Origin of the sequence: Kallipyga massiliensis ph2, assembly GCF_000311985.1 — a bacterium.
GTDB classification, from domain to species: Bacteria; Bacillota; Clostridia; order Tissierellales; family Peptoniphilaceae; genus Kallipyga; species Kallipyga massiliensis.
In genome coordinates, this window is sequence record NZ_HE978586.1 from 141,272 (window position 1) to 167,031 (window position 25,760).

40 protein-coding genes are annotated in these 25,760 nt (G+C 52.6%); all 40 read right to left on the reverse strand.

What is annotated here, in order from left to right; all coding sequences use genetic code 11:
• Positions 1–111: 111 nt before the first annotated feature.
• The 40 genes from truA to HGKM_RS07490 all read right to left on the reverse strand — a co-directional run bounded on the left by truA (position 112) and on the right by HGKM_RS07490 (position 25,760).
• Positions 112–888 carry a tRNA pseudouridine(38-40) synthase TruA gene (truA, locus tag HGKM_RS07295; protein WP_019134688.1) on the reverse strand — a complete coding sequence of 259 codons (777 nt, stop codon included), beginning with the start codon at positions 886–888 and terminating at the stop codon, positions 112–114.
• Positions 888–1,679 carry an energy-coupling factor transporter transmembrane component T family protein gene (locus HGKM_RS07300; RefSeq protein WP_019134689.1) on the reverse strand — a complete coding sequence of 264 codons (792 nt, stop codon included), beginning with the start codon at positions 1,677–1,679 and terminating at the stop codon, positions 888–890. The genes truA and HGKM_RS07300 overlap by 1 nt, the downstream gene beginning before the upstream one ends.
• Positions 1,672–2,568 carry an energy-coupling factor transporter ATPase gene (locus tag HGKM_RS07305; RefSeq protein ID WP_019134690.1) on the reverse strand — a complete coding sequence of 299 codons (897 nt, stop codon included), beginning with the start codon at positions 2,566–2,568 and terminating at the stop codon, positions 1,672–1,674. The genes HGKM_RS07300 and HGKM_RS07305 overlap by 8 nt, the downstream gene beginning before the upstream one ends.
• The gene (locus HGKM_RS07310) at positions 2,565–3,389 is read right to left on the reverse strand and encodes an energy-coupling factor transporter ATPase (protein WP_154645953.1); all 825 of its coding nucleotides are present in this window, start codon (positions 3,387–3,389) and stop codon (positions 2,565–2,567) included. Before HGKM_RS07310 ends, HGKM_RS07305 begins: the two co-directional genes overlap by 4 nt.
• Positions 3,390–3,489: 100 nt before the next feature.
• Positions 3,490–4,896: a L,D-transpeptidase family protein gene (locus HGKM_RS07315; protein WP_081585202.1), complete on the reverse strand. Its 1,407-nt coding sequence runs from the start codon at positions 4,894–4,896 to the stop codon at positions 3,490–3,492.
• Positions 4,897–4,970: 74 nt separating this feature from the next.
• Positions 4,971–5,897, reverse strand: a complete 927-nt coding sequence (locus HGKM_RS07320; RefSeq protein WP_019134693.1) for a hypothetical protein — start codon at positions 5,895–5,897, stop codon at positions 4,971–4,973.
• Between the two features lie 56 nt (positions 5,898–5,953).
• Entirely contained in the window at positions 5,954–7,228 is a 1,275-nt protein-coding gene (locus HGKM_RS07325; RefSeq protein ID WP_019134694.1) for a cation diffusion facilitator family transporter, read from the reverse strand.
• A gap of 70 nt (positions 7,229–7,298) precedes the next feature.
• Complete coding sequence (gene rplQ, locus HGKM_RS07330; RefSeq protein WP_019134695.1) at positions 7,299–7,679, reverse strand: 50S ribosomal protein L17; 381 nt, start codon at positions 7,677–7,679, stop codon at positions 7,299–7,301.
• 14 nt (positions 7,680–7,693) lie between these two features.
• A complete protein-coding gene (locus tag HGKM_RS07335) occupies positions 7,694–8,653 on the reverse strand; it encodes a DNA-directed RNA polymerase subunit alpha (RefSeq protein ID WP_019134696.1) in 960 nt (319 codons plus the stop codon).
• A 71-nt stretch (positions 8,654–8,724) separates the two neighbouring features.
• On the reverse strand, positions 8,725–9,312 hold the full coding sequence (gene rpsD / locus HGKM_RS07340; RefSeq protein WP_034579876.1) for a 30S ribosomal protein S4: 588 nt from the start codon (positions 9,310–9,312) through the stop codon (positions 8,725–8,727).
• 12 nt (positions 9,313–9,324) lie between these two features.
• Entirely contained in the window at positions 9,325–9,729 is a 405-nt protein-coding gene (rpsK, locus tag HGKM_RS07345; RefSeq protein WP_019134698.1) for a 30S ribosomal protein S11, read from the reverse strand.
• An 11-nt stretch (positions 9,730–9,740) separates the two neighbouring features.
• Positions 9,741–10,085 carry a 30S ribosomal protein S13 gene (gene rpsM, locus HGKM_RS07350; protein ID WP_019134699.1) on the reverse strand — a complete coding sequence of 115 codons (345 nt, stop codon included), beginning with the start codon at positions 10,083–10,085 and terminating at the stop codon, positions 9,741–9,743.
• Positions 10,086–10,101: 16 nt separating this feature from the next.
• On the reverse strand, positions 10,102–10,215 hold the full coding sequence (rpmJ, locus tag HGKM_RS08900; RefSeq protein ID WP_008859825.1) for a 50S ribosomal protein L36: 114 nt from the start codon (positions 10,213–10,215) through the stop codon (positions 10,102–10,104).
• 9 nt (positions 10,216–10,224) lie between these two features.
• Positions 10,225–10,443: a translation initiation factor IF-1 gene (infA, locus tag HGKM_RS08905; protein ID WP_019134700.1), complete on the reverse strand. Its 219-nt coding sequence runs from the start codon at positions 10,441–10,443 to the stop codon at positions 10,225–10,227.
• Positions 10,425–10,760, reverse strand: coding sequence for a KOW domain-containing RNA-binding protein (locus tag HGKM_RS08910; protein WP_019134701.1), 336 nt, complete (start codon positions 10,758–10,760; stop codon positions 10,425–10,427). The genes infA and HGKM_RS08910 overlap by 19 nt, the downstream gene beginning before the upstream one ends.
• The gene (locus HGKM_RS07370) at positions 10,757–11,407 is read right to left on the reverse strand and encodes an adenylate kinase (protein ID WP_034579879.1); all 651 of its coding nucleotides are present in this window, start codon (positions 11,405–11,407) and stop codon (positions 10,757–10,759) included. Before HGKM_RS07370 ends, HGKM_RS08910 begins: the two co-directional genes overlap by 4 nt.
• Before the next feature lie 16 nt (positions 11,408–11,423).
• Entirely contained in the window at positions 11,424–12,701 is a 1,278-nt protein-coding gene (gene secY, locus HGKM_RS07375; protein ID WP_019134703.1) for a preprotein translocase subunit SecY, read from the reverse strand.
• On the reverse strand, positions 12,701–13,150 hold the full coding sequence (gene rplO, locus HGKM_RS07380; protein ID WP_019134704.1) for a 50S ribosomal protein L15: 450 nt from the start codon (positions 13,148–13,150) through the stop codon (positions 12,701–12,703). Before rplO ends, secY begins: the two co-directional genes overlap by 1 nt.
• A 9-nt stretch (positions 13,151–13,159) precedes the next feature.
• Positions 13,160–13,342, reverse strand: coding sequence for a 50S ribosomal protein L30 (rpmD, locus tag HGKM_RS07385; RefSeq protein ID WP_019134705.1), 183 nt, complete (start codon positions 13,340–13,342; stop codon positions 13,160–13,162).
• Positions 13,343–13,351: 9 nt separating this feature from the next.
• Positions 13,352–13,855 (reverse strand): 30S ribosomal protein S5, encoded by a 504-nt coding sequence (gene rpsE / locus HGKM_RS07390; RefSeq protein WP_019134706.1) that lies wholly within the window; start codon positions 13,853–13,855, stop codon positions 13,352–13,354.
• Positions 13,856–13,869: 14 nt separating this feature from the next.
• The gene (rplR, locus tag HGKM_RS07395) at positions 13,870–14,226 is read right to left on the reverse strand and encodes a 50S ribosomal protein L18 (protein ID WP_019134707.1); all 357 of its coding nucleotides are present in this window, start codon (positions 14,224–14,226) and stop codon (positions 13,870–13,872) included.
• Between the two features lie 12 nt (positions 14,227–14,238).
• Positions 14,239–14,778 carry a 50S ribosomal protein L6 gene (rplF, locus tag HGKM_RS07400; protein ID WP_034579881.1) on the reverse strand — a complete coding sequence of 180 codons (540 nt, stop codon included), beginning with the start codon at positions 14,776–14,778 and terminating at the stop codon, positions 14,239–14,241.
• A 15-nt stretch (positions 14,779–14,793) separates the two neighbouring features.
• Positions 14,794–15,186 carry a 30S ribosomal protein S8 gene (rpsH, locus tag HGKM_RS07405; RefSeq protein WP_019134709.1) on the reverse strand — a complete coding sequence of 131 codons (393 nt, stop codon included), beginning with the start codon at positions 15,184–15,186 and terminating at the stop codon, positions 14,794–14,796.
• Between the two features lie 18 nt (positions 15,187–15,204).
• A complete protein-coding gene (locus HGKM_RS07410) occupies positions 15,205–15,390 on the reverse strand; it encodes a type Z 30S ribosomal protein S14 (protein ID WP_019134710.1) in 186 nt (61 codons plus the stop codon).
• Position 15,391: 1 nt separating this feature from the next.
• Positions 15,392–15,946 carry a 50S ribosomal protein L5 gene (gene rplE, locus HGKM_RS07415; RefSeq protein ID WP_034579883.1) on the reverse strand — a complete coding sequence of 185 codons (555 nt, stop codon included), beginning with the start codon at positions 15,944–15,946 and terminating at the stop codon, positions 15,392–15,394.
• A gap of 14 nt (positions 15,947–15,960) precedes the next feature.
• On the reverse strand, positions 15,961–16,269 hold the full coding sequence (gene rplX, locus HGKM_RS07420; protein ID WP_019134712.1) for a 50S ribosomal protein L24: 309 nt from the start codon (positions 16,267–16,269) through the stop codon (positions 15,961–15,963).
• Between the two features lie 10 nt (positions 16,270–16,279).
• Positions 16,280–16,648 carry a 50S ribosomal protein L14 gene (gene rplN / locus HGKM_RS07425; RefSeq protein ID WP_019134713.1) on the reverse strand — a complete coding sequence of 123 codons (369 nt, stop codon included), beginning with the start codon at positions 16,646–16,648 and terminating at the stop codon, positions 16,280–16,282.
• An 18-nt stretch (positions 16,649–16,666) separates the two neighbouring features.
• Positions 16,667–16,924, reverse strand: coding sequence for a 30S ribosomal protein S17 (gene rpsQ / locus HGKM_RS07430; protein ID WP_019134714.1), 258 nt, complete (start codon positions 16,922–16,924; stop codon positions 16,667–16,669).
• A 4-nt stretch (positions 16,925–16,928) separates the two neighbouring features.
• On the reverse strand, positions 16,929–17,135 hold the full coding sequence (rpmC, locus tag HGKM_RS07435) for a 50S ribosomal protein L29 (RefSeq protein ID WP_019134715.1): 207 nt from the start codon (positions 17,133–17,135) through the stop codon (positions 16,929–16,931).
• Positions 17,135–17,566 (reverse strand): 50S ribosomal protein L16, encoded by a 432-nt coding sequence (rplP, locus tag HGKM_RS07440; RefSeq protein WP_019134716.1) that lies wholly within the window; start codon positions 17,564–17,566, stop codon positions 17,135–17,137. The genes rpmC and rplP overlap by 1 nt, the downstream gene beginning before the upstream one ends.
• Before the next feature lie 21 nt (positions 17,567–17,587).
• Positions 17,588–18,361: a 30S ribosomal protein S3 gene (gene rpsC / locus HGKM_RS07445; protein ID WP_019134717.1), complete on the reverse strand. Its 774-nt coding sequence runs from the start codon at positions 18,359–18,361 to the stop codon at positions 17,588–17,590.
• A complete protein-coding gene (gene rplV / locus HGKM_RS07450) occupies positions 18,361–18,714 on the reverse strand; it encodes a 50S ribosomal protein L22 (RefSeq protein WP_019134718.1) in 354 nt (117 codons plus the stop codon). Before rplV ends, rpsC begins: the two co-directional genes overlap by 1 nt.
• 11 nt (positions 18,715–18,725) lie before the next feature.
• Positions 18,726–19,007 carry a 30S ribosomal protein S19 gene (gene rpsS, locus HGKM_RS07455; RefSeq protein ID WP_019134719.1) on the reverse strand — a complete coding sequence of 94 codons (282 nt, stop codon included), beginning with the start codon at positions 19,005–19,007 and terminating at the stop codon, positions 18,726–18,728.
• A 12-nt stretch (positions 19,008–19,019) separates the two neighbouring features.
• A complete protein-coding gene (gene rplB / locus HGKM_RS07460) occupies positions 19,020–19,853 on the reverse strand; it encodes a 50S ribosomal protein L2 (protein WP_034579885.1) in 834 nt (277 codons plus the stop codon).
• An 18-nt stretch (positions 19,854–19,871) separates the two neighbouring features.
• The gene (gene rplW, locus HGKM_RS07465) at positions 19,872–20,168 is read right to left on the reverse strand and encodes a 50S ribosomal protein L23 (RefSeq protein WP_019134721.1); all 297 of its coding nucleotides are present in this window, start codon (positions 20,166–20,168) and stop codon (positions 19,872–19,874) included.
• Entirely contained in the window at positions 20,168–20,791 is a 624-nt protein-coding gene (gene rplD, locus HGKM_RS07470) for a 50S ribosomal protein L4 (protein WP_019134722.1), read from the reverse strand. The genes rplW and rplD overlap by 1 nt, the downstream gene beginning before the upstream one ends.
• An 11-nt stretch (positions 20,792–20,802) precedes the next feature.
• Positions 20,803–21,435, reverse strand: a complete 633-nt coding sequence (gene rplC / locus HGKM_RS07475; protein ID WP_019134723.1) for a 50S ribosomal protein L3 — start codon at positions 21,433–21,435, stop codon at positions 20,803–20,805.
• Between the two features lie 70 nt (positions 21,436–21,505).
• A complete protein-coding gene (gene rpsJ, locus HGKM_RS07480; RefSeq protein WP_019134724.1) occupies positions 21,506–21,814 on the reverse strand; it encodes a 30S ribosomal protein S10 in 309 nt (102 codons plus the stop codon).
• Positions 21,815–22,231: 417 nt separating this feature from the next.
• Positions 22,232–24,736, reverse strand: coding sequence for a cell wall-binding repeat-containing protein (locus tag HGKM_RS08380; RefSeq protein WP_019134725.1), 2,505 nt, complete (start codon positions 24,734–24,736; stop codon positions 22,232–22,234).
• Positions 24,737–24,986: 250 nt separating this feature from the next.
• Positions 24,987–25,760 (reverse strand): amino acid ABC transporter ATP-binding protein, encoded by a 774-nt coding sequence (locus HGKM_RS07490; protein ID WP_019134726.1) that lies wholly within the window; start codon positions 25,758–25,760, stop codon positions 24,987–24,989.

Below are 25,760 nucleotides of genomic sequence, written 5' to 3' on the forward strand. Positions count from 1 at the left end.
TCAAGAAAAAGTTACAAAAAATAAACAATATTTAACCCATTGTAACAATTTGTTTTTTATGGGCCTTTTCTCCCAAAATTAGAGGCTTTCAGGCCTTCGATGAGGAAAAGATTAGAGGATATTTCGCTCCGGGAAAACCCATTCCACCCGGTCAAGGGTCAGCCCCTGGGGCGGAGCAGCCATGAAGGGAGAATGTGGCGCCCCCTGGTCAATGACTTGGCTGATTTCTTCCAGGGTCCACTTCCCCCGACCCAGGGCCACCAAGGCCCCCACCATGAGGCGGACCTGCTCCCGGAGGAAGGAATCCCCCCGGATCCGAAAGATCCACCGAAAGCCCTCTCCCTCGGTCCATTCCTCCCGGTCAAGCTGAAAGAGATAGATGGTACGCTCGGGATCCCGGTCCTCATCGGCCAGGGTGAAGGCGGAGAAGTTATGGCGACCTACCATAAGGGCGGCCCCCCGGCTCATGACTTCCGGGTCCAGGGAATAGCTACAGGTGGGAAGGAAGTCCCGGTACTTGGGGTGGATTCTCTTGGCTTCCACAAAGTCATAGCGGTAAGTTTTTGCCTGGGAATGGAAGCGGGCATGAAAGTTCAGGGGAAGGCCCTGGGAAGAGAGGACCTGGAGGTCATCCGGCAGGTAGGGATAGAGATGGTAGGCAAAGGCCCCTGCAGGGATGGGTGTGTCGGCCAAGAAATTGACAATCTGACCCTGGGCATGGACGCCGGCGTCCGTCCTCCCTGCGGCGATCAGCCGGGTCTTTTTCCCCAAAACCTTCTCCACGGCCCTGGTAAGGACCCCGGCCACTGTCCGCTTGTCCGCCTGGGCCTGGAAGCCATGAAAATTCCGCCCGTCATAGGCCAGGGTCAATAAAATATTTTGATACATCAGAGGACCACCATGCCCAGGATAAAGAGGGCGGTGACACCGAGGAGGGTCAGGGTGTCCTTTTTCTCCATGGAAAGGGGATTGAGCCGGGTCCGCCCTTCCCCACCCCGGTAGCAACGGGCTTCCATGGCCACACCCAGTTCCGATGCCCTGTCCAGGGAGTTGAGGAAAAGGGGGACTAAGAGGGGGATCATGGCCCTGGCCCGGTCCAGGATATTGCCCGACTCAAAGTCGGCCCCCCTGGCCTTCTGGGCCTTCATGATCTTGTCCGTCTCTTCAAAAAGGGTGGGGATGAAGCGGAGAGCGATGGAGACCATCATGGCCAGCTCATGAGCCGGGAAGCGGACGACCTTAAGAGGGGACAAAAGGGATTCCAGGCCGTCCGTCAGCTTTAGCGGGGAGGTGGTCAGGGAGAGGAGGGTGGTCCCCAGGACCAGGAGGACAATCCGGCAGGCGACAAAGGCCGCCCAGACCAGGCCCTCTTTGGTCACAGTGAGGAATCCCCACTGCCAGAGGACCTGACCCCGGATGGTGAAGATATTCAGGACCGTAGTGAAGATGAGGATGGTCAGGATAGGCTTGAGTCCCTTGATGATCTTGGGCAGGGGGAGGTCCGCCAAGGCCACCACCATGAGGACAAAGGCCAGGACGACGGCATAGCCGACAAAGTGGTCCACCATGAAAACCAGGACCATAAAGAGGATAGTTAAAACCAGCTTGACCCGGGGATCCAGGTGGTGGACAAAGGAGTCCCTGGGCATGTACTGGCCAAGGAGGACTCGGTCATTCATGGTGACCTCCTTTCATGGCAGAAGGAACTTCCGGCCGCCGGGCTTCCAAGTAGGACTTGAGGGATTGGAAGGCCTGGTCCACCGTCAGAGCGGTTGGATCCACGTCCATGCCTTTGGATCTCAGTGTCCTCATGAGCTTGGTTACCTGGGGAAGGGCAAGGCCGATGGCCTCCAAATCCTCTTCCCGGGAAAAGACCTCTTCAGGGCTTCCATCCATAACAATCTTCCCCCGGTCGAGGACCACCAGGCGGTTGGCATAGGCAGCCACATCCTCCATGGAATGGGTGACCAGGATGATGGACATGGAAGGATTGGCCTCATAGATCCTGTGGATCTCATCCAAAATTTCTTTCCGTCCCTGGGGGTCCAGGCCCGCTGTGGGCTCATCCAGGACCAGGTAGCGGGGCTCCAGGGCCAGGACCCCGGCAATGGCCACCCGCCGCTTCTGGCCACCGGAGAGTTCAAAAGGAGACCGGTCCTTCATGGTATTAAAGTCCAGGCCCACAGCCTCCATGGCCCGCCGGACCCTCCTGTCGATCTCCGCCTCTTCCAGCTTGAGGTTTCTGGGGCCAAAGGCGATGTCCTTATAGATTGTCGGCTCAAAAAGCTGGTCCTCAGGATATTGGAAAACCAAACCCACCTCCTGGCGGATCTTCCGGACCTGGCTCTTGGTCCCCCGGGTATCCAGGCCATAGATGGTCACCTGACCGGAGCTGGGGAGGTTGAGGGCATTCATGTGCTGGACCAGGGTGGACTTCCCCGACCCGGTATGGCCTAAGAGGCCCAGGAACTCATGGTCTTCAATGGTGAGGGAGATCCCGTCCAAGGCCTTGACCCCATCTTTAGCGGTTGGGTCATAAATAAAGCTAACGTCCTTGAATTCCATCATAGGAGGGCCTCCACTAAGTCATTCATCTCCAGGCAATCCCCCGGCACCGGAAATCCCGCCTGACGGAGGCGGTGGGCCAGGTCGGTGACCTGGGGAACATCAAGTTCCAGAGCCCGCATGGTTTCCACCTGGGCGAAAACCGCCCGGGGTTTTCCCTCCAGAGCAAGCCGTCCTTCCGCCATGACCAGGATCCGGTCGGCCTGGGCCGCCTCATCCATATGGTGGGTGATGAGGAGGATGGTCTTCCCCTCTTTCTTATTCAGGTGGTGGATGGTTTCCAGGATTTCCCGTCGACCCACAGGGTCCAACATGGCCGTCGGCTCATCCATGATGATGCAGGAGGGAAGCATGGCTAAGACGCCGGCGATGGCCACCCTCTGCTTTTGACCGCCGGAAAGCTGGTGGACCGGCCGGTGGCGGTAGTCATACATATCGACGGACTTCAGGGCCTCATCCACCCTTTCCCTAAGTTCAGGAAGGGGAACGCCCAGGTTCTCCGGGCCAAAGGCCACATCTTCCTCCACCACTGAGGCCACCATCTGGTTGTCCGGGTTTTGGAAGACCATGCCGCAGTGGGACCGAATCTCCCAAAGGAGGTCCTCCTCCCGGGTATCCATGCCCAGGATATGGATCTCCCCTTCATTGGGCAGGACCTGGGCATTCAAAAGTCGGGCAAGTGTAGACTTGCCCGACCCGTTATGGCCTAGGATGGCGATAAACTCGCCCTCTTTGACTTGAAAACTGACATCGCGAAGGACCGGTTCCCGGACCTCCCCATCCTCCGAAGGATAGGTAAAACTGACATGAGAAAGGTCGATCACGGTCTGACTTGTGCCGGTCTCTTCAATATTTTCATCGAGCCGGCTTGTTATCGAATTGTTCAATGGCGCCACCTAACTGTATATTCGAGAAACGGATTTTTTAATAGGTTGAATCGGCCGGTGAGAAGGAAGTGGTAGATTCGTAGACCACCACAGGGGTTCCGACAGGGAATTCGTTGAAGATTCTCTCGGCCACCTTGGGTGGGAGGTTGAGACAGCCGTGGGTCCCGTGACGACGATATAGGCTTCCACCGAAAGCGGACCGCCAGGGCGCATCGTGGAGGCCGACACCACCGTAGTTGATGGGCATCCAGAAGGTGACCGGGGTCACATACTTGGACCCGTCCAGGTTCTTCCCCTTGAGTTCCCGGTCTTTCTCCCTGGACCAGATCTTGTGGACCCCTACCGGGGTTTCATGAACCCCGTTGGTGGTTCCGGAGACATAGTCCGTTTCCAGGAGGAGCTTGCCATCCTTATAGGCCCAGAGGTGCTGTTGGGATAGGTCGCATTCAATATAGGTCGACCCGATTTCGTTCTTCTCCCGGTTGATAGCCTTATGACGATATTCCGGTTCCAACTCATGGTTTCCCCCTTCTTTCAAAAGGGTCATGAGCTTCTCCTGGGTCTTCTTCGTATCGATCTGCCAGCCGTAGATTCCGGGAGGGACGGTCACTGTTCCCCGGTTGGTGGTTTTGAACTCTCGGTCCGTCCCGTAGGTGTCCGTCTTTTTGGCCATATCCTTGACCCAGTCCATGACCGCATCCGGGTCGATGGCCACCTGCTTATCCTCACCCTTCTTCAAGCACTGGACCACTTCCTCCGGGCCGAAGGTAAACTTCCGGTCCACGAAATCATAAACCACCTTCACACGGGTGATCTTGTCCAAGCGATCAAATTCTTCCTTGAGAGTAGGAGAATCCGCAGTAATCTTCGGCTCCTCATAAAGTTCCTTGATATCCAGGTCCTTTACGCCCTTTTGGAAGGCATCCAAAATTTGGGCTTTCAAGCCTTCATAGTCCACCCTATTTCCCTTTTCCTCAGGGACAATCCGGACCCCATCCTTGGAAACTTCGATCTTAGCATCCACCGGAGCCGGACCGTTGGGAACCAGGCCCGCATTATTCAGGATCCGGTCCAACTTGGCCTGGTCGTAATGGACATCATACTCTACGGTATAGGGGTGGTGCTGAAAAGCCTCAACCGGCCATAAAAAGGCGTTTTGGCTGGGAGCCTGCATTCCGTTATTGGTCAACTCCAATTGGATATCCTTGGCCGAAACCGATAACTTCGTCCCGTCCCTACCTTCAATGGCCAGCTCGTCGGAATACTCACTGGACTTGAAGACTTCATCGAGGGGGCGGAAAGATCGTTCCATCCCGTTGACCGTCGTATTGGGGAAGGTGTACCTAGAAAAGTAGTAGCTTCCGCCAAGGTAGAGGGCAAGCAGGAGGACGAGAAGGATTATCCAAAACCATTTTTTGCTTTTCGTCTGATCCATTATTGTCATCTCGGAAGAAGCCTCCCGAGTACCATCCTTTCTTTCACGGCCATTAGGCCCTAGTTTCTGTGATTAGTTGTGCGTTATTGTTCCATACTTTCGAGGCTCAACTCCACATCCCAATTGACCTCGCCATCGGGGAGGAGGCTGGGCGCCTTTCCGGCATCCATAGCCTTTTCCAGGTTTTCCAAATAGCCATTGGTGGGCCGAAGGGAGAGCTTACGCTCCCCACTGGTTGGAGAGGTTTCGATGGACCCTGCAAGATAGGGAAGGACTTTAGCATCCCAACGAATCTTGAAGACCACTCCATCCGAAGGATAGTGGATGGCGACCAGTCCCTCCTCAACCCCTTCCGGGGAGAAGAAGGCCAACTTCCTGTCCAAGGGGACCTTTTCTATTCGGCCAAAGTCTCCTTCCAGGGCTTTACCGGTCTCAAGATCAATATAGGGATGGGATCCCGGGACTTTCAAAAAAGCGTCCGGTCTGGAGACTGCCAGAGCGTAAAGAGACCACATCCAGGCCTGGGAAGAAACCGTCTCGTTCAGAAGACGATAGTGAAGGAAAACGGAAGAACCGGACAGGGTCACCGTCCGTTCAAAATAAAAGGGCAAGACGGAAAGGCGAACCGATGCTGTGCAGGTCGTCTTGGAGAGGTCACTCTCCCTCACATTCCAGTTTCTTGCCCAAACATCTCCATAGCTGTGGATATGGCCCACATTCTTGATCTGACAGCCTTGCTTGGAGGGGATGCAGTCATCAATCCCTGACCGGTCCAAAGACTTATAGGACATGCCCGGAAAGGGGTTGAAATAGCTCCTTCGAAAATCCTTTGACTCCCGGGCCTCCTTGGGTTTATAGAGGAGGTCAAAATTTTTGGGCTTATAGTAAATCTCCCGGATCTTAAAACCCACTTCCGGCAGGAGGCGGACAACCAGGTTCTCGTTCTCAAGGAGAATTTCCCGGCTGGGCCAGTTCATTTTTTGGATATCCAGAGCTGCATTTTCGTCCATGGTCCCCTCCCGTCTTCAGTTTATTCCTAACCGCAATGGGCTACCTTCTCATTATACTACTCTTCCCCCTGACTTTCTTCCCGGAATCGGTCTTCCGGCCGGGTAACGTCGACAGCCGGGGAGGCTGTCCGCTCAATCCGCATATCCAGCCGAGCTTGAGGGTAGAGAACGCCAAGGATAGTCTCCATCTCTGCCATCAACTGGTCATCCGTATCCTTGACGGAATAGGGAACGGCCAGACCGAAGGAAATGGTCAGGGATTCTGTCTGGAGGTCGCCCAATTTGTTAAAGTCGGGGCCTTCCGGGTCAGAATCGGGTCCGGCTCCCGGGGTGATCTGGAGGTCAAAGACTTGACAGCCCCTATGGCTCCCTTCCACTAACCGCCTAACCTTATCCCGAGCCTCATTGATCAGCGGATTATCCATAATCATGGGGTCAATATGGATGGTGATGTCAATCCCTTCCTTAGCCAGGGACCTTTCGATGGCGTCCGCCTCGGCATGGGCCCTCAAAAGGGACAGTCGGGCGTCAACCATGATATCACAGGTCACATAGGACTGGCCGGGACCATAGTCATGGATCTTGAGATTGTGGATTTCCATGACCTCGGGGGACTCCAGGATCCGGTCTTCGATTCTCTTCACTAGGTCAGGGTCCGCCTCCTCTCCCATGAGCCGGTCGTAGTTCTGGCTGAGGATGTCCAAGCCGGCTTTAATAATGAGGAGGGCAACGACCATGGAGATGGGGCCGTCCAAGGGAACCTGGAAGAAGTGGGTCAAAACGAGAGAGAGAAGGATTCCCCCGGTCATCAAAACATCATTGGCCGAGTCCTGGGCTGTGGCCATGAGGACGGAGGAGTTCAGGGCCTTCCCCCGCCGGCTGTAGAAGGTCTGCATCCAAAGCTTCAGTGCCATGGAAAGGACCAGGACAGCGATCTGGATGGCCTGGATTTTCCCCATGTCGGGATGGAGGATCTTGTCGACCGCCTCCCGTCCAACCTGTATCCCTAAGAAAAGGATGAGGAGGGAGATCAGGGATGATGCGATATATTCGAAGCGGGCATGGCCGAAAGGATGGCCCTCATCCGAGGGACGGGCGGAAACCACGAATGACGAAAGGGAGATGAGGTTAGCCACTCCGTCCGAGAGGTTATTCATCCCATCAGCCGTGATGGACAGGACCCCGGTCAAATTGCCGATGATGATTTTGGACAGGGCGAGGATGGTGTTGGCCAAAAGCCCCACCAGGGAGGTAGTCAATCCCTGCCGCTTCCTTCCTTCCCCCCCATCATGAGAAGAAGTATTCACTTTTTCCTTGGACTTGTCAAACATGGCTGACTCCATAAAATGTGAAAAATGCCCTCATAAAGAGGGCATGTCACAAGACCGGTTGCTAAGCGAACTAGTCTTCCTTTACTACTTGTTCTTTCTTGGACCCTGCTTCCACCCATTCCAGGATGGCCATTTCGCTCCCATCACCACGGCGGGGGCCCAGCTTGAGAATCCGGGTATAGCCGCCGTTGCGGTCAACGTATTGGGGAGCCAGGTCCTCGACCAGCTTTCTTGCCAGTTCCTTGTCATAGATGTAAGAGGAGATGGCCCGCTTGGAATGAAGGTCATTCTTCTTGGCGAGGGTCATCATCTTCTCCGCCATCTGGCGGGTTTCTTTTGCCCGGGTTACCGTGGTGGTAATCCGGCCATGTTCAATGAGGGAAGAAACCTGGTTGCGAAGCATGGCGCTCCGGTGGTCGCTTCTCCTCCCTAATTTTCTTTGAGTGGCCATTTCATGCCTCCTTGTTACTCTTCTTCCTTTTCCTCGAGCTCAAAGCCATAGGCCTTGACCATGTTCTCCACTTCCGCATAGGACTTCTTGCCGAAGTTGCGGATCTTGGCCAACTCCCGAGCATCGGTCGCCAAGATTTCTCCCAGGCTGTTGAGCCCGGCCCGTTTCAGGCAATTGTAGGAACGAAGGGAGAGGTCCAAGTCCTCGATGGGCTTTTTAAGAAGTAACTCTTCCTCATTATTCTCTTCTTCGCCTTCTTCTTCCTCATCCAAATGAAAGTCAGGAAGCTCGGTAAACAGGGCCAGGTGGCTGATGAGGATCTGTGAGCCCTGGGCCACCGCCTCCTGGGCGGAAATGGTCCCATTGGTCCAAACCTCCAAAATCAGCTTATCGTAGTCGGTAATCTGCTGAACCCGGGTGTTTTCGATGGAGAAATTGACCTTGGTCACCGGGGTGAACAAGGAGTCGATCGCAATGGTCGTAATGGGGTCATCAGGATTTTTGTTGGCGTCCGCCAAGGCATAGCCCGACCCATCCACGACAACGAGTTCCATATGGATCTCGCCTTCGCCATTGACCGTGCAGATGTAGTGGTCCTTGTTGATGATCTCCACTTCTGTGGTCTCCTGGATGTCCTTGGCCGTTACGATCTTGGGCCCTTCCACATCCAACCGCAGGGTAACCGGTTCCCCTTCTCCCTGCAAGCGACGGATCGCAATCCCTTTTATGTTGAGGATGATCTCCGGAACGTCTTCAATGACGCCCGGAACTGTTGAGAATTCATGAGGGACACCTTCATCGAATTTGATGGTTGCTACGGCAGCCCCCGGTAAGGAGGAGAGCAGGACCCGACGAAGGGAGTTCCCAATCGTCGTCCCATACCCACGCTCCAGAGGGGACATGGTGAAGCGGCCATAGTGCTTTTCCTCGTCCAGCTCAAGAATTTCAACCTTTGTATTGAGTTTGTCTGCCACGGATCAAGCCTCCTCTACTCTTGCGACTTCTTTCCAAGTCTCTATTGTCCATAAATGATAAATCACAGGGATTACTTGGAGTAAAGCTCGACGATCTGGGTTTCTTCAATCGGATAGTCGATGTTTTCACGCATTGGTTCAGACAGGATCTTGCCCTGGAGTTTTTCCGTGTCCACTTCCACCCATGGCATCTGGTTCCAGACATTCTCCGATGTATTGGAGAAGAAACCGTTCTGTCTGGAGGAAGGCTTGACGTTGATCTGGTCGCCCACTTCCAAGGTCATGGAAGGAATGGTGGCCTTTTCTCCGTTAAGGAGGAAGTGGCCGTGAACAATCAGCTGACGAGCTTCCGCCCGGGTCTGGGTGAATCCCATCCGGTAAACGACGTTGTCGAAACGCATCTCAAGCAGTTTGAGGAGGTTCCAACCGGCCTGACCCTCCATCCGTTCAGCACGGGTGTAGAGTCTGCGGAACTGCTTTTCGTTCATTCCGTAAATGAATTTTGCTTTCTGCTTCTCCCGCAGCTGCATACCATAGTCGGAGAGCTTGCGGCGACGCTGTTCCGGATTCCGGCGAGACTTCTTGTTGATGCCCACAACCTGGGGTTCCAACTCGAGCGCACGGCAGCGTTTTAAAATTGGTCCTGTGTATCTTGACATTATTCCCTCCCGTTACACTCTTCTTCTCTTCGGTGGACGGCATCCATTATGGGGAATGGGTGTGACGTCCTTGATCATGGTTACCTGGAGTCCGGCTGCCTCAAGGGCACGGATGGCGGATTCACGGCCGGGGCCCGGTCCTTTAACATAGACCTCGACGGTCTTCAGACCCTGGGTCATGGCCTCTTTCGCTGCAGTCTCCGCAACCATCTGGGCGGCGTAGGGAGTGGATTTCCGGTTCCCCTGGAAGCCCAGCTGACCGGAAGAAGACCAGGAGATGGCGTTTCCGTTTAAGTCAGTAATGGTCACCATGGAGTTGTTGAAGGTGGAAAGAATATGGGCCTGTCCGGCGCTTATATTCTTTTTAACCTTGCGCTTCCCGCCACGGCGGGTTGTTTTTGCTGGTTTCTTAGCCATGTTCTCCCCCCTTATCTCTTTCTACCCTTGCGGGTCCGAGCATTGGTTTTCGTTCTCTGACCCCTTACAGGCAGGTTTCTTTTGTGGCGGATCCCACGGTAGCAGTTAATTTCGCGCAGACGCTTGATGTTCAGAGAAACATCCCGGCGCAGGTCACCTTCCACATGGTAATGGTTGATCTGCTCACGGATCTTCTGCACTTCATCATCGGTCAGGTCACGGACGCGAGTGTCCGGATTGACGCCTGCATTCTTCAGAATTTCATTGGAGCGGGAACGACCGATACCGAAAATGTAGGTCAGGCCGATTTCCACTCGTTTGTCTTTTGGTATATCAATACCTGCTATACGTGCCAAATTCCTTCACCCCCCGTTATCCTTGACGTTGCTTATGCTTCGGATTTTCACAGATCACCATGACGCGACCTTTGCGTTTGATGATCTTACATTTATCACACATCTTCTTGACAGATGGTCTCACTTTCATGGCTTCCTCCTATTTCTTCCTCCATGTAATTCTCCCCTTGGTCAGGTCATAGGGAGAAAGTTCCACGGTCACATGGTCTCCTTCGAGGATGCGAATATAGTTCATCCGCAGTTTCCCGGAAATATGGGCCATGACTTCATGGCCATTCTCAAGACCGACAATAAAGATGGCATTCGGAAGGCGCTCTTTAACGACGCCCTCAACTTCAATCACATCTTTAGATGACATTCGCTCTCCTCCTTCGTTTGGGTCGCTTTGTCTTGGAAACGAATCAACATTTTCCGAACCCAGGCATTTTGGAAACCGGTCTTTGACAGTCTTGCGTCTTCCAGTGGCAGTACATGGTGGAAAGCTTGCAAATGCTTGACCCGCTTCTTCTTCGGCTTTTCCAGGGGACGGCTGTCCCCATCGACGACGAGAACGTGCTTGGCGTCAACTTGTTCCAGGACAACCATGACCTTCCCTTTATCGTGGCCCGCCTTCGAGCGGACGACCTGGCCAATGGCGAGTTCGCATGGGCGGTTCATCTTCCTTTCCTGCGTCATTGAATCTCCTGCAGGGCTTTTTGGACGTCATCCTCCACCCGGTCAACCGGCTGGTTTCCGTCCACTTCGATGAGTTTTCCCTGGCTCCTATAGTAGTCAAGCAATGGAGCTGTGGAATCCTCATAGACTCGAATTCTTTGAGCGACAGTGGACTCCCGGTCATCATCTCGTTGAATGAGCTCATGACCGCAGAGATCGCATACTCCCTCTTTCTTGGGTGGTTGGTCTTTGATATGGAAGGAAGCCCCACACTCGGGACAAACCCTCCGACCCGCCAAGCGGGGAACCAAAACATCGAAAGGAACGACCAGGGCCAGGGCCCCGTCCAGGGCCTGACCTCTTTCCTTCAGACCTTCATCGAGGGCTTTGGCCTGGGCCAAGGTCCTTGGGAAGCCGTCCAGGATATAGCCGTTCTCGGTATCCTCCCGGTCCAGCCGGTCCCATAAGAGGGCGATGGTCAGCTCATCCGGAACCAGTTGTCCCTGGTCCAGATAGGCTTTGACCTTCTTGCCCAATTCCGTTTCATTTTTGATATTGGCCCGGAAAAGATCGCCCGTCGAAATGTGGACGACCTTCCAGTCCTTAATGATTTTCTTGGCCTGGGTTCCTTTACCGGCACCCGGAGGGCCGAGCAATACTAATCGCACAAGAACTCCTTTCAACTTAACGGTTCAAGAAACCTTTATAGTGACGGAGCTGCAAGTGGGCCTCTAAGCTACGGATGAGTTCGAGGACGACACCCACAACGATGATGATGGATGTACCGCCAAATCCGAGCTGGACCCCAAAGAAGCGGGCGACAAGCTCAGGAATTATGGAGAGAACAGCGAGAATAATCGCCCCGATCAGGGTGATCCGACTGACAATTCTCTGCAGATAATCCGTAGTCGGCTTGCCCGGGCGAATGCCGGGAATAAAGCCGCCGGATTGTTGGAGGTTTCGAGAATATTCGTAGGCGTTGAACTGGATGGAGTTGTAGAAGTAGGCGAAGAAGATGATGAGGATCACCTGGATGATCAGCCTAATGATAAATCCGATCCAGCCGGAAGGTGTCATATAGTTTTGGACAAAGTCCTGGACACCGCCGCCAAAAATTAAGGCCAGGGTCTGTGGCAAGGCCAAGAGGGCAGAGGCGAAAATGATGGGCAGGACGCCGGCCATATTGACTTTGATGGGAATATGGGTGGCTTGTCCCCCGTACATCTTCCGACCGACCACGCGCTTGGCGTATTGGACGGGAATCTTCCGCTCTCCTTCCGTGAGGAGAACCACGATCACCGTAATGGCGAGGAAGATCAGGATCAGCAAAATGGGAATCAGGAAGCTGATTTGTCCGCTTGCCGCTGCATGGGTGATGGCATAGAAGTGGCCGGGCATACCGGCGACAATACCCATGAAGATGACAAAGGATACGCCGTTTCCAACTCCATATTCTGTGATCTGATCACCGATCCATACGGTGAAGGATGCCCCGGCAACCATGACCAAAATGGCAATCCCTTTTTCCAGGCTACCACCGGAGGCAAAGGCCTGACCGAAGATTCCCTGGACCAGGGCGAATGCTTGCAAAACAGCAAGGGCAATCCCTAAATACTTGGTAATCTGACCGATTTTCTTCCGGCCTTCCTCCCCTTCCTTGGACATTTCTTCCAAGGCAGGAATGGCAAAGGTCAAAAGCTGGACAACAATGGAGGCGGTGATATACGGGCCGACACCGAGTGCAAGAACACTCAAGGTCGCCAGACCACCACCGGAAATCATATTGAGAATTCCGAGAAGGCTTCCTTCCGCCCCTTTATAAATCTCACGAATCAAGGAGATGTTCGCAAAAGGAATCGGGAGGGCATTACCCAAGCGAAGTACGATCACCATTAAGATGGTAAAGATGATTCTTCGGCGAGTTTCATCAACCTTCCAAGCATTCTTGAGCGTGCTTAGCATTAGAGCACCTCCGCCTTTCCTCCTGCTTCGTTGATTTTTTCTTCAGCAGATTTGGTAAACTTGGTCGCCTGAACAGTCAGTTTTTTACTGAGCTCACCACGGCCTAAGATTTTCAAACCGTCTTGTAAATCTTTCTTTTGGATCATGCCCCGCTCTAAAAGAGCCTCGGCGTTGATGGTGGCTCCATCTTCAAAGATGTTCAGATCTTCGACATTGATGGTGGCATAGACCTTAGAAAAATTATTGGTAAATCCATGCTTCGGGAGCCGACGGAAAAGAGGTAACTGTCCACCCTCAAATCCGGGACGAACGCCGCCACCGGAACGAGAGTTCTGGCCGTCACGACCCCGGCCGGCGTATTTTCCCCAACCTGAGCTGTGACCGCGGCCTACCCGCTTTGTCTTTTTCTTTGCTCCGCCCTTAGCCGGATTAAGTTCATGAAGTTTCATCGGAACCTCCTATTCCTGCTCAGAGACGTCGAGCATGAAGTCAATCTTGTGGATCGCTCCGCGGACGGAATCCTGGTCTTCCAGGACCACCGTCTGCCCGAGTTTATGAAGTCCCAGAGCACGAGCGATATTGATTTGCTTGTCGGTTCTTCCGGCGAATGATTTCTTTAAGGTAATGTTTAATTTGCCCATGAGAACCTCCTAGCTCAAAATCTCTTCTACGCTCTTGCCCCGTAACTTGGCAACCTGGTCGGGTGTCTTCATTCTGGCGAACCCGTCCATCAAAGCATTGACAATGCTCAGGGCGTTAGCGGAACCCAGTGACTTGGCACGGATGTCGGAAATCCCGGCCACTTCACAGACCGCACGAACCGGACCGCCGGCAATGATTCCGGTACCTTCTTTAGCCGGCATGATCAGGACCTTGCCTGCTCCGTAGTGACCCACGATTTCGTGGGGAACGGTGGTGCCATGGAGAGGAAGCTGGACCATTTTCTTTCTGGCATGGTCGGCCCCCTTCCGGATGGCTTCCGGAACTTCTGCGGCCTTGCCCATAGCAATGCCCACTCTTCCTTTTCCGTCACCGACAGCTACCAAAGCGGTAAAACGAGCGGTACGACCACCCTTGGCTGTCTTGGAGACGCGGTTGATATATATGACTTTATCTTCGAACTCAGACTTTTGTCTGCGATTTTGCTTGGCCATTCTATCTCCTCTCCTTACAGCTTGAGTCCCGCTTCACGAGCAGCATCAGCGAGCGCCTTCACTTTTCCATGATAAATATAACCGGAACGGTCAAAGACAACAGTGGTGATGCCTTTTTCCAGAGCCCGCTCAGCAATGGCCTTGCCGACTGCCTGGGCGGATTCGATGTTGGAGCCATGACCGTCTACGCTGTCTTGTAAAGTGGAAGCGGAGACCAGGGTTCTTCCCTCACTGTCATCAATGATCTGAGCATACATGTTGGCGTTGCTCTTATAAACATTGAGACGTGGTCTCTCGGACGTGCCGGCCACCTTATTGCGTATGCGGAGATGACGTTTCTTACGTCCTGCATTTCTGTCAAATTTAGCCATTTACGCCCTCCTTTACTTCCCTGTTTTACCTTCTTTACGACGGATGTGCTCTCCTTCGTAATGAATTCCCTTGCCCTTATAAGGCTCAGGTAAGCGGAAGTCACGGATGTTGGCCGCAATTCGGCCGACAGCTTCTTTGTCGATCCCACTGACGATAATGGTCAGGGCATCCGGCACTTCAAAGCTCACGTTCTCTTCCGGTTTCACCGTAATATCGTGGGAGAAACCCAAGTTGAGCAGGAGGTCATTCCCCTTCATCTGGGCACGGTATCCGGTTCCGACGATCTGGAGCTTCTTGGAGTACCCTTCGGTTACCCCTTCCACCATATTAGCGATCAAGGAACGGTAGAGGCCGTGCTTGGACCGGTTTTCCTTCGTCTCATCGGGACGGACGACATGGAGTACGCCATCCTCAATTTTGATTTCAAAGGCGGGACCGATCTGCTTCTCCAGCTCACCCTTAGGGCCCTTCACTTTTACGACGTTCTTGTCATCGACTGAAATTTCAACCTTCTCAGGGATTTCAATCGGCATTAATCCAATTCTTGACATGCTCGCCCTCCTCTATTACCAGACGTAGCAGATGACTTCGCCGCCCAGGCCTTCAGCCCGAGCCTGCTTATCAGTCATTACGCCTTTGGAAGTGGAAAGGATAGCGGTGCCTAAACCACCCAAAACTGTGGGCACTTCCTTGGCACGAACATAGACCCGGCGTCCGGGCTTGGAGATTCTCTTCAAGCCGGAAATGGACCGTTCGTCATCGACGTACTTGAGGTCGATGGTGATCATGCCCTGGCGGTTATCATCAACAACGTTAAATCCTTTGATGTATCCCTCATCCAGAAGGATTTGAGCGAGGTTTTTCTTCATGTTGGAAGCAGGAACCTCAACAGATTCATGCTTTTTCATATTCCCATTGCGGATTCTTGTCAGCATATCCGCGATCGGATCAGTCATCATATCGCTTACCTCCTCAAATTACCAGCTGGCTTTTTTTACGCCCGGGATCTGGCCACGATAGGCCAACTCACGGAAGCAAATCCGGCAGATGCCGTACTTGCGTAAAACCGCATGGGGGCGGCCGCAGATGGAGCAGCGTGTATAGGCACGCGTTGAGAACTTAGGCTTCTTCTGCTGCTTTAATCTCATGGATTTTTTTGCCATATTAGTTCTCCTCTCTTCTCTTGAACGGCATACCCATGTGGGCTAAAAATGCTCTGGCTTCTTCATCGGTTTCGGCGGAAGTCACAATGATGATGTCCATCCCCCGAATCTCGTCAATGTCATCGAAGTTGATTTCAGGGAAAATCAGCTGCTCTTTGATGCCCAGGGCATAGTTGCCACGGCCGTCAAAGGAGGTGTCGGAAATTCCGCGGAAGTCACGAACGCGAGGCAGGGCCACGCTGATCAGCTTATCGAGGAAGTAATACATCTTATCGCCACGGAGGGTCACCTTGGTGGCGATGGGCATTCCGGCTCTCAGCTTGAAGTTAGCCACAGACTTCTTGGCATTGATGACCACCGGCTTCTGGCCGGCAATGATGGTCAGCTCGTGGACTGCGGATTCCAACAGCTTAGGATTTTCCTTGGCATCCCCCACGGCAATGTTGATGACGATTTTTTCCAGCTTGGGAACCTGCATCACATTGTCATAGTGGAATTCATTCATCAGAGCAGGCATTACCTCTTGTTTGTACTTTTCTTGCAATCTAGAAGTCATTCCTTGCCCCCTTATTAATCAAACTTGGTGCCTGACTTGACTGAAACACGGATCTTCTTTCCGTTGACCACTTCAGTCTTTGTCCGGACGCCACGTTTTTCTTTTTCATCGTAGAGGAGAACATTGGAAGCATGGATCTTTCCTTCGCTTTCAATGATCCCACCCGCATCTTCCATCGAGCGAGGCTTGCGGTGGTGCTTTTGAATGTTGACATTCTCCACAATCACCCGGTTCTCCTTGGGGAAAGCTTGGAGGACCTTGCCTACCTTGCCCTTATCTTTGCCCGTCATCACTTGGACGGTATCACCCGTTTTTACGTGCATATGCCCCTCCTTAAAGTACTTCCGGAGCCAGCGAAATGATCTTCATATAACCATTTGCACGGAGCTCTCTGGTAACAGGCCCGAAAATACGGGTGCCCACGGGGTTCTTATCGTCTTTAATAATGACCGCCGCATTATCATCGAAGCGGATCTCCGAACCATCCGGTCTGGACAGGGGAGCCTTGGTCCGGACGACCACAGCAGTGACGATGTCGCCCTTCTTGACGGTCCCGCCGGGGATGGCGTTTTTGACGGAGCAGCGAACGGTATCGGCAATGCCCACATACTTCCGCTTGGTGGATCCGTTGACATTGATGACCAGGAGTTCACGGGCTCCGGAGTTATCAGCAACCTTGAGTCGACTTTCTTTTTGTATCATCTCGTCCTCCCTTCCTGATTACTTGGCAGCTTCGAGGATTTCGACGAGACGAAATCTTTTCTGCTTGGAGAGGGGCCGTGTTTCCATCAGAAGCACCTTGTCGCCTACTTTGGCCGCATTCTCTTCATCATGGGCCTTGAAGCGCTTGCTTCGGGTCAACATCTTCTTATACTTAGGATGCTTGACCAACTGGGAAACTTCGACAACGATGGTTTTGTCCATCTTGTCAGAGACCACCACTCCGCTAATGGTTTTGCGATTTGTTGTTCTCTCCATTGGACTAAGCTTCCTTTCTTAATTTTAATTCCCGCTCGCGTTGAACGGTACGCACTCTGGCAATATCCTGTTTTACAGAACCGATGGCGGAGAAGTTATCCAGCTGACCTGTTGCATCTTGAAAGCGGAGGTTGAAGAGCTCTTGCTTAAGATCATTCAGTTTGGAAACCAAATCTTCATCGGTTAATTTACGAATGTCTACGGCTTTCATTATTCGTCACCTTCCTGTCCTACCGCATCAGAAGTCACCATCTTGGTTTTGATGGGGAGCTTGGCCGATGCCAGACGCATAGCCTCCTGAGCGACCTCAGGAGAAACACCGGACATCTCGAAGAGGATCCGGCCAGGCTTTACAACGGCAACCCAGTACTCAGGAGCCCCTTTACCGGAACCCATACGGACTTCCGCAGGCTTCTTGGAAACAGGCTTGTCCGGGAAAACTTTAATCCAAATATTACCACCACGCTTGATGTAACGAGTCATGGCACGACGGGCCGCTTCAATCTGGTTGGCCGTCATCCAGCATGGCTCCATGGCCATGAGGCCATATTCACCATAAGCGAGGCTATTTCCACGAGTGGCTACACCCTTCATGCGTCCGCGATGGACCCGGCGATGCTTCACTCTCTTAGGCATTAACATATTGCTACCTCCTTGCGCAGGTTAACGGTCGCCCCGGTTTGAGCGATTGTCACGTCCACCCCGGCGGTTATTATCCTGGCGGTCATTTCTTCCCCGACCCCGGTTGTTCCGGTGACGGCCGCCTCTAGCTTGTGGCTGGGGCTTGGGCATTTCAGCTTCCTTCATGCCGGGAAGGACTTCACCGATGTAGACCCAAACCTTGACGCCGATCGCGCCGTACTGGGTTCTGGCGGTGGCTTCGCCGTAGCGAATGTCCGCACGGAGGGTCTGGAGGGGGATGGATCCCTCGCTATAATGCTCTACCCGAGCAATATCTGCCCCGCCCAAACGGCCGGCACAGGAGGTCTTGATTCCCTTAGCTCCGGCCCGCATGGTCCGCTGCATGGCCTGCTTCATGGCCCGGCGGAAGGAGACACGGTTTTCCATATCTTCAGCAATCCGCTCAGCTTGAAGTTGGGCATCCAGGTCCGGGTTAATGACTTCCTCAACGTTGATGAGGACGGTCTTTCCGGTCATCTTGTCCAGCTTCTTCTTGAGGGCGTCGACTGAGGCGCCGGCCTTACCGATGACAACGCCGGGCTTGGCGGTCTTGACGGTGACCCGGACCCGGCCCATGGTGCGCTCAATGGCGATCTCGGAGATTCCGGCTTCCTTGAGGTCTTCCTCAATGCATTTGCGAATGTCGTGGTCTTCTTTGATTAAAGAGGCAAAGTTATTATCATCAGCAAACCAATGAGAATCCCAGTCTTTGATGACGCCAACTCGTAAACCCTTTGGATGTACTTTTTGACCCATTAGTTATCTTCCTCCTCTGTCTCTTGCTCAGCGACGACAACGCCAATATGGGATGTCCGCTTCAAAATCGGGTAGGCGGCCCCTTTTGCCTTGGGGTGCCAGCGCTTCATGGTGGGACCGTCGTTGGCCCAAGCCTTTGAAACGACTAAGTCTTCCCGATCCAAGCTCAGGTTGTTCTCTGCATTGGCGATGGCCGATTTCAGAACATCTTCCAGGAGCTTTGCCCCCTTCTTCGGGGTGAATCTCAAGATGGTCAGGGCTTCGTCGACCTTCTTGCCACGGATCTCATTGCAAATGTAGTTGACTTTGCGAGGAGAGATGCGGACGTATTTTGCTTCAGCTCTTGCTTCCATTCTCTTCCTCCTTATCTCAGGCCGGCAGACTTATCGGACTTGGCGTGTCCCCGGAAGGTTCTTGTGGGAACAAATTCACCAAGCTTGTGACCGACCATGTCTTCGGTAATATAAATGGGCACGTGCTTGCGACCGTCGTGGACTGCGATGGTGTGGCCAACGAAGTCCGGGAAGATGGTCGAGCGGCGGGACCAAGTCTTGATAACTTTTTTCTGATTGTCTTGGTTGAGGGCATCGACCTTCTTCATCAGATGGTCGTCGACAAAGGGCCCTTTTTTCAGCGATCTGCTCATGACATCCTCCTACTACTTGGTCTTTCTTCTGCGAACGATGAACTGGTTGGAGGCCTTCTTCGGATCCCTGGTCTTCACGCCACGGCTCTTCTTTCCCCAGGGGGTCATCGGAGCGGGACGTCCGACAGGGGCGCGACCTTCACCACCACCGTGTGGGTGGTCAACCGGGTTCATGGCTGATCCACGGACATGGGGTTTTCTGTCAGCATAGCGACTCTTACCGGCCTTACCCTTACGGACCAGACCGTTATCGATGTTGCCGACCTGGCCGATCGTGGCCTTGCAGTTCAAGAGGATCAGGCGGAATTCTCCGGACGGCATCCGGATCTGGGCATATTTGCCTTCCTTAGCCATCAGGCTGGCAGCGGACCCGGCAGACCGGACCAGCTGGCCACCCTTTCCGGGGTAGAGTTCGATGTTGTGGATGACCGTACCAACGGGGATGGCGGAGAGGGGAAGGGCGTTCCCGACCTTGATATCCACGTCCGAACCGGATACCACCTTGTCGCCGACCTGGAGGCCACGAGGAGCAATGATGTAACGCTTCTCGCCGTCTGCATAATGGAGAAGGGCGATGTTAGCGGACCGGTTGGGGTCGTATTCGATCGATGAAACGGTGGCGACGATGTCGTCCTTGTTCCGTTTGAAGTCGATGATCCGGTAGCGACGCTTTGTGCCGCCGCCGCGGAAACGGAGGGTAATCCGTCCGGTATTGTTCCGACCGCCCTTATTCTTCAGGGGCGCAGTCAGTGTCTTTTCCGGTCTTGTCTTTGTCACTTCCTCAAAGGTGGAGACCCGCATCAGGCGGCGACCCGGTGAGGTTGGTTTATATTTCCTAATTCCCATAACTTCCTCCCGTTTCCATTACATGCCTTCAAAGAATTCGATGGATTCCGAATCCTCTGTCAGGGTTACGATGGCTTTTTTCCAATCGGGATCCTTGTAGGCATGCATGCCCATCCGGCGGTTTTTGCCCTTGACATTGATGGTGTTGACTCTCTTAACCTTTACGCCATCAAAAGCGGCTTCCACAGCCTGACGGATCTCCGCTTTATTTGCTTTCTTATCCACACGGAATGTGTAGGTGTTGTGTTCCATGGCATCCATGGCCTGTTCGGTGATGATGGGCGCTTGGATCACATCATATGGAGATTTCTTCATTATTGAAATACCTCCTCTGCTTTCTTGACGGCGTCCTGGGTCATAATCAGAGATTCGAACCGGACGAGGTCATAGACGTTCATTTCATCGACAGAGATGGTCTGAACACTGGGGATGTTCTTGAAGGAGCCGATTGTTTCAGGGGAGGCATCCTTGACCACGATCAGGGCCTTCTTGTCGGCTTTAATGGCCTCCAAAACCTTGGCCGCTTCTTTGGTGGAGTAGGAATCCAGTTTCAGGTCGTCCAAGACGGTGAACCGGTCTTCTCTCACCCTGGAAGTCAGAACGGACTTGAGGGCTAAACGACGGATCTTCTTGGGTGTCGTATAGGAGTAGTCTCTGGGCTTGATGGCGAAGACCATGCCGCCGCCTCTCCAGTTTGGCTGGGTTCTTGACCCGGCACGGGCCCGACCTGTCCCCTTCTGACGGAAGGGCTTGCGGCCACCGCCCCGAACCTCGCCCCGTGTTTTAGCCGAGTGGGTTCCCTGGCGCTTGTTGGCCCGGATATTCTTAATTACTGTATATACGGCGTGGTCGTTGACGTCGACATCAAAGAGGTGGTCCGATAATTCGAGCTCTCCGACAACTTCGCCGGTTTGGTTTAAAATATTCACCTTGGTCATTGTCATCCTCCTTATTTGCTTGCCTTGGCCGCCTGCTTGACGGTGACCAGGCCTCCCTTTGGTCCGGGAATGGCACCTTTTACCAAGAGGATCGACCGGTCGGCGTCCACACGGATAACCTTGAGGTTCTGAACCGTCACCCGGTCATGACCCATTTTTCCGGATCCCTTGGTGCCCGGGAAAACACGGGCAGGATAGGAACCAGCAGCACGAGCGCCGGCAACCCGGTGGGACTTGGAACCGTGGCCCATGGGACCCCGTCCCTGGTTCCAGCGACGGATGGCACCCTGGGTGCCCTTCCCCTTCGAAGTGCCGACAACATCGACCATTTCGCCTTCTTCAAAAATGTCTGCCTTGATCTCCTGGCCCAGCTCATAGGTCTGGCCTTCGACCACCGGCAGCTCACGGATCACTTTCTTGACCGCAATATTTGCCTTGTTGAAATGACCTTTTTCCGGCTTGTTGGTTCTGGATTCTTTCTTATCGATGAAACCAACCTGGATGGCCTCATAACCATCGGTCTCGGTCGTCTTGACCTGGGTCACATAGACGGGGCCCGCCTGGATGACGGTCACCGGCGTAACAACGCCGTCCTCGTCAAAGACTTGGGTCATGCCAAGCTTTGTACCTAAAATCTCTTTCACGTTTTTTCCTCCTTAATTACAGCGGATCACTTCCGGCCCTTGGCCATCCATGATCATCCTAACTATGGGATTACAGCTTGATCTCAATGTCCACACCGGCGGGAAGGTTTAGTTTCTTCAAAGCTTCCAGGGTGTTCATGTTGGGGCGGACAATGTCGATAAGACGCTTGTGGGTTCTCTGCTCGAACTGCTCCCGGCTGTCCTTGTGCTTGTGCGGGGAACGCAGGATCGTGATGATCTCCTTGTCGGTGGGCAGGGGGATCGGTCCGGAAACATCCGCACCTGACCGCTTGCAGGCTTCGACAATCTTCTGAGCGGAAGCGTCAATGACTTCGTGGTCATAAGCCCGAAGCCGGATTCTGATCTTCTGATTTGCCATTTCTTTTCCTCCTTGGTTTTTTCTGAGCGCCTTATCTTATAGGAAAGGAATCCTTTCATGAGACGGATGCGCTCTTCGTACCACGATACACGGGGCCGGGTGTGTCCTGCATGGCCCTATAAAAAAGAAATACCGTGGTGCGACCGTCCGGATCGCGCCGGACTGCTCAGCAAAAATTCCCTCGGCAACCGCCGTTTCCTCTAGTAGGTTGAAAACAACCCCTTTAGAAGTCCTTCGACGTCCGAGCAACCTCTTGCTTCATCGCCTAGTATTTCAGGACACTCCTAATAGTATACAGGTTTTTAATGGAAATGCAAGTTTTTTTGTAGAGAGGATTGATAGAGCTGTGCTTGTTACATAAAAAGAGCGAAGCGCATTTTGAACGCTTCGCTCTGTGAAACTAATCCAGAAGTAAATCTATTTACTTAGTTCCTTCTCAACCTCATGGCTAATCCGCAACCCACCACCTACAATAGTGATCCAATCAGGCTTATGGCCTTCAAGATATGCTTTTGTTTCCGGAGCCAATTCCTTATCCCTGGTCAAGAGAATCGGCACTTCCCTCTTTCCTGCGACAGGACCGATAATCAGAGCGTCGGCAAACACTTCACCGGAGGCCAAATACATTCCCTTGCTTCCTACAAAGCCATATTCAGCAACAGCCTTGGCTGTTCCATAACGGTTGCTACCTGCTAAGCGTACGATTATCTTGGGTAATTGTTTTGCAACAGAATCTGATACGGCATCATCACCGCCGACGAGGTAGACCTGACCAATACTCAGATCATGAATTGTCTTTTGTACAAGAGGATCTATCATTTTTGAACGAACCAAAAGGATAGGATGGTTTTCTTTCGATCCAAAGGCAGAGGCGCTCAAGGCATCCGGCCAGTTCTCGCCGGTAGTCACTATGGCTTTCCCCTGAATATCGACGAGCTTGAAGACCTCCCGGGCAACTAAGGTCGCTGTTTCATAGCGGTCATCACCGTCAAGACGCTGGACGCGATCAGAATCGAAGGCAGCTAAGGCCTTTTCTACATCAAGTGAGATCGCCTCCTTCCCTCCGACAATGATGATCTCTGTTGCACCCAGGCGACGTATTTCACCGGCGACACGCGGATCCAGAACGTGACGAGGTGTTAAGAGAATTGGGGCATCCTTGACTTTTGCTAAAACACTGGCGGTCAAGGCATCGGGATAAAGATCGTTACGAGCAATGATGACTGTCCTGGCTTTAGCATAATGCTTCTTCGACACGATAACCGAAGTGTCAATGCGGTCTTCACCATCTTCTCTATCCACGGTCGGCGGGGTGTCCGGATCTATAGGAGGATTAACCGGAGGATTGACTGGAGGATCAACCGGTTTTTCCTTCTCTTTCCACTGAGCCTGGAAAATGGTAGGACCGGTTATTGTCGCCTTGCCATCCTCGGGATATTTTGTCTGATCCGGCTTCGGATCTCCGCTGATCTTCTTCCAATAATCAAAGGTGAAGTTATCCTTTGTGGCTCCTTTTAACAGGGTAATTTCTTCATTGGCGACAACCGCTTTTGGATAATCCGACGTTTCAGGCAATGAACCGCCGTTGGGATCAAATCCAACCAGGTACATAATGACGGGATTATCCGCCTTGTTCTGATAGTTAATGTCATAGTTGTTGAGTAAGCTTTTCAAGCTTGAGGCCGTAAACACGCTGATCTGATACACTTTGCTTGTTTCGGCCTCTGTAAACTGTTGAGAAAGGGTCGATTCCTTGTTAAAGAGTAGGTTCGTAAAGTCATCCGCATTTTGTGGTGGTTGAGCTAAAAACTCAGCTTGGTTATCCTTGAAAACGACTGAATTATTCAAGCTAATATTTTGGTATTTTTGGGCAGATGCCGGGTCAGCATAATCATAAACATTGGTAAAGATAGCACCGCCGGATTGGTCGGCTTGATTCTCAATAAAGGATCCACCGGTGATCATGGCCTTACCGGGATTACTTGAACCCGTAAACACGGCTATTCCACCACCATTTTTGGCATGATTGGCTTTGAAAGTACCCGCTGTCATTGTCATAGGAGCATTCAGATAGATTCCGCCACCCATATAGGCCGCATTATTCTTGGAAATCTCCCCACCGTTGATTTCAAGCGTTCCCCTATTATTGATATAGATTCCGCCACCGTAGTTCGCTTTATTATCGGAAATACGACCGCCATTGATGGTTACTTTCCCAGAAACAAGAGCGATCCCTCCACCCAAATTCCCTTTGGCCTGCGGATCAATCGCGTTATTGGAAACCTCTCCACCATTCATAACAAACTCTGAATTCTTCTGGACATAGATACCGGCTCCGTATTTCGTGTTGGCATCCGGTCCGATATAACCATTGATGACACGTGCTCCATCTTCCAGAATCAGCTTCGAAGTTGGCTCACCCTTATTCGAATCAACCCAAAGGCAGCGCATTTTATTCTGTCCATCAACGGTTACATTCTTCAGTGTTAAGGTACTCGACTGCGTTACCCAAATCATATCTTCGCCTTGATATTTGGACTGAATCGTAAAGTGATTTCCCGGAGAGGATTCGAGCGTAATATCAAAGCCTAATCCAAATAGCAACCAATTCTCGGTCACATCATCAAGCAGAACCATACGAATTTTTCGATAATCTTTTCCTGTATACTTGTCCGTCGGATTGGGCATTAAAGAGGAATTATTCCAGTAACGACTTTGCATTTTTATAAAAGCTTCTTCAATGCTTTTATAGTAACCATCAAAAGGATTATCTTTCCGCTCCTCCTCCATAATATATACCGCCACCTTGTCCTCCGGACCGGGATCGGGTACTTCTTCCGCTTTTGCCTGGGGCAAATTGAAGCTGAAACAAAGAAAGAATAAAAGACCGATGAAACTAATTTTCTTCCAGTTCTTCACCATATTAACCTCCTTTGGTCTGATTACAGCCTACTAACTCACAACGAGTAAGATGGATACGCATCACATCATTTTTTTTGATGCATACCTTGCTGTATCGTTTTCACTATATATATATATATATATTGTGTCAAGGCAAAAGAGGTGATATATGATATCGGTCAGCGATAATATCTGAATGGTGCGGAGGATCGGACTTTTTTCCGCATGGGGCGCCTATCCCCGAAGTGTCCTTCCCTATTTTGTTTTCCCGTTAGAGATGGATGGTCCGGATAAATTCCTGAGCTTCTGGGGTTTTGGGCCGCTCAAAGAAGTCATGGGATGGGGCAGATTCCAGGATCTTTCCCTGGGCCATAAAGCAGACCCGCTTAGCCACCTCTCGGGCAAAGGCCATCTCATGGGTGACTACCAGCATGGTCATCCCCTCCTCGGCGATCTTCTGCATGACCCGAAGGACCTCCCCTACGTTCTTGGGGTCCAGGGCCGAAGTAGGCTCATCAAAAAGAAGGATGTCGGGGTCCATGGAGAGGGCCCGGGCAATGGCGACCCGCTGGGCCTGGCCCCCGGAGAGCTGGTCCGGGAAGGACTTGGCATAGTCGGCCATCCCCACCTCATCAAGAAGTACCATGGCTTTCTCCCGAGCCTCCTTGTCGGACCGCTTAAGGACCTTGGTCTGGGCCAGGAGGCAGTTATCCAGAACGGTCATGTTATCAAAAAGATAAAAGGACTGGAAGACCATGCCCACCCGGGCCCGGTAGGCCTTGCGGTCAAAGCCGGGGGCTAGGATGGATTTGCCTTGAAAGCGGATGTCTCCGCCCTGGGGCTCCTCCAGGAGGTTGAGGCAGCGGAGCATGGTGGATTTTCCGGCTCCGGACTCCCCAATGAAGGTAATGACCTCGGAGGGAGCCACGTCGAAGTTAACCCCCTTGAGAACTTCTTTGTCCCCATAGGACTTGGTCAGGTCACGAACCTCCAGGATGGGATGAGTGTCGGATGAAGAAGAGCCTGTATAGTTAGTAAAAGTCAT

Coding starts and splice junctions, on each gene's coding strand:
- rplW (WP_019134721.1), bottom strand. CDS start 20,168: ATGAAGAAATCTCCATATGATGTGATCCAAGCGCCCATCATCACCGAA.
- HGKM_RS07325 (WP_019134694.1), bottom strand. CDS start 7,228: ATGTTTGACAAGTCCAAGGAAAAAGTGAATACTTCTTCTCATGATGGG.
- rplQ (WP_019134695.1), bottom strand. CDS start 7,679: ATGGCCACTCAAAGAAAATTAGGGAGGAGAAGCGACCACCGGAGCGCC.
- HGKM_RS07300 (WP_019134689.1), bottom strand. CDS start 1,679: ATGAATGACCGAGTCCTCCTTGGCCAGTACATGCCCAGGGACTCCTTT.
- rplD (WP_019134722.1), bottom strand. CDS start 20,791: ATGACCAAGGTGAATATTTTAAACCAAACCGGCGAAGTTGTCGGAGAG.
- rpsS (WP_019134719.1), bottom strand. CDS start 19,007: ATGAGCAGATCGCTGAAAAAAGGGCCCTTTGTCGACGACCATCTGATG.
- rpsC (WP_019134717.1), bottom strand. CDS start 18,361: ATGGGTCAAAAAGTACATCCAAAGGGTTTACGAGTTGGCGTCATCAAA.
- rpmJ (WP_008859825.1), bottom strand. CDS start 10,215: ATGAAAGTGAGACCATCTGTCAAGAAGATGTGTGATAAATGTAAGATC.
- rplF (WP_034579881.1), bottom strand. CDS start 14,778: ATGTCAAGAATTGGATTAATGCCGATTGAAATCCCTGAGAAGGTTGAA.
- rplB (WP_034579885.1), bottom strand. CDS start 19,853: ATGGGAATTAGGAAATATAAACCAACCTCACCGGGTCGCCGCCTGATG.
- rpsQ (WP_019134714.1), bottom strand. CDS start 16,924: ATGGAGAGAACAACAAATCGCAAAACCATTAGCGGAGTGGTGGTCTCT.
- rpsH (WP_019134709.1), bottom strand. CDS start 15,186: ATGATGACTGATCCGATCGCGGATATGCTGACAAGAATCCGCAATGGG.
- HGKM_RS08380 (WP_019134725.1), bottom strand. CDS start 24,736: ATGGTGAAGAACTGGAAGAAAATTAGTTTCATCGGTCTTTTATTCTTT.
- HGKM_RS07410 (WP_019134710.1), bottom strand. CDS start 15,390: ATGGCAAAAAAATCCATGAGATTAAAGCAGCAGAAGAAGCCTAAGTTC.
- infA (WP_019134700.1), bottom strand. CDS start 10,443: ATGTCATCTAAAGATGTGATTGAAGTTGAGGGCGTCGTTAAAGAGCGC.
- rpmC (WP_019134715.1), bottom strand. CDS start 17,135: ATGAAAGCCGTAGACATTCGTAAATTAACCGATGAAGATTTGGTTTCC.
- rpsJ (WP_019134724.1), bottom strand. CDS start 21,814: ATGGCAAATCAGAAGATCAGAATCCGGCTTCGGGCTTATGACCACGAA.
- rplE (WP_034579883.1), bottom strand. CDS start 15,946: ATGACTTCTAGATTGCAAGAAAAGTACAAACAAGAGGTAATGCCTGCT.
- secY (WP_019134703.1), bottom strand. CDS start 12,701: ATGCTAAGCACGCTCAAGAATGCTTGGAAGGTTGATGAAACTCGCCGA.
- HGKM_RS08910 (WP_019134701.1), bottom strand. CDS start 10,760: ATGACGCAGGAAAGGAAGATGAACCGCCCATGCGAACTCGCCATTGGC.
- rpsK (WP_019134698.1), bottom strand. CDS start 9,729: ATGGCTAAGAAACCAGCAAAAACAACCCGCCGTGGCGGGAAGCGCAAG.
- HGKM_RS07320 (WP_019134693.1), bottom strand. CDS start 5,897: ATGGACGAAAATGCAGCTCTGGATATCCAAAAAATGAACTGGCCCAGC.
- rplV (WP_019134718.1), bottom strand. CDS start 18,714: ATGGAAGCAAGAGCTGAAGCAAAATACGTCCGCATCTCTCCTCGCAAA.
- HGKM_RS07490 (WP_019134726.1), bottom strand. CDS start 25,760: ATGACTTTTACTAACTATACAGGCTCTTCTTCATCCGACACTCATCCC.
- rpsD (WP_034579876.1), bottom strand. CDS start 9,312: ATGTCAAGATACACAGGACCAATTTTAAAACGCTGCCGTGCGCTCGAG.
- rplN (WP_019134713.1), bottom strand. CDS start 16,648: ATGATACAAAAAGAAAGTCGACTCAAGGTTGCTGATAACTCCGGAGCC.
- rplO (WP_019134704.1), bottom strand. CDS start 13,150: ATGAAACTTCATGAACTTAATCCGGCTAAGGGCGGAGCAAAGAAAAAG.
- rpsE (WP_019134706.1), bottom strand. CDS start 13,855: ATGGCCAAGCAAAATCGCAGACAAAAGTCTGAGTTCGAAGATAAAGTC.
- truA (WP_019134688.1), bottom strand. CDS start 888: ATGTATCAAAATATTTTATTGACCCTGGCCTATGACGGGCGGAATTTT.
- rpmD (WP_019134705.1), bottom strand. CDS start 13,342: ATGGGCAAATTAAACATTACCTTAAAGAAATCATTCGCCGGAAGAACC.
- HGKM_RS07315 (WP_081585202.1), bottom strand. CDS start 4,896: ATGACAATAATGGATCAGACGAAAAGCAAAAAATGGTTTTGGATAATC.
- HGKM_RS07305 (WP_019134690.1), bottom strand. CDS start 2,568: ATGATGGAATTCAAGGACGTTAGCTTTATTTATGACCCAACCGCTAAA.
- rplP (WP_019134716.1), bottom strand. CDS start 17,566: ATGTTAATGCCTAAGAGAGTGAAGCATCGCCGGGTCCATCGCGGACGC.
- rplX (WP_019134712.1), bottom strand. CDS start 16,269: ATGCACGTAAAAACGGGTGATACCGTCCAAGTGATGACGGGCAAAGAT.
- rplR (WP_019134707.1), bottom strand. CDS start 14,226: ATGGCTAAATTTGACAGAAATGCAGGACGTAAGAAACGTCATCTCCGC.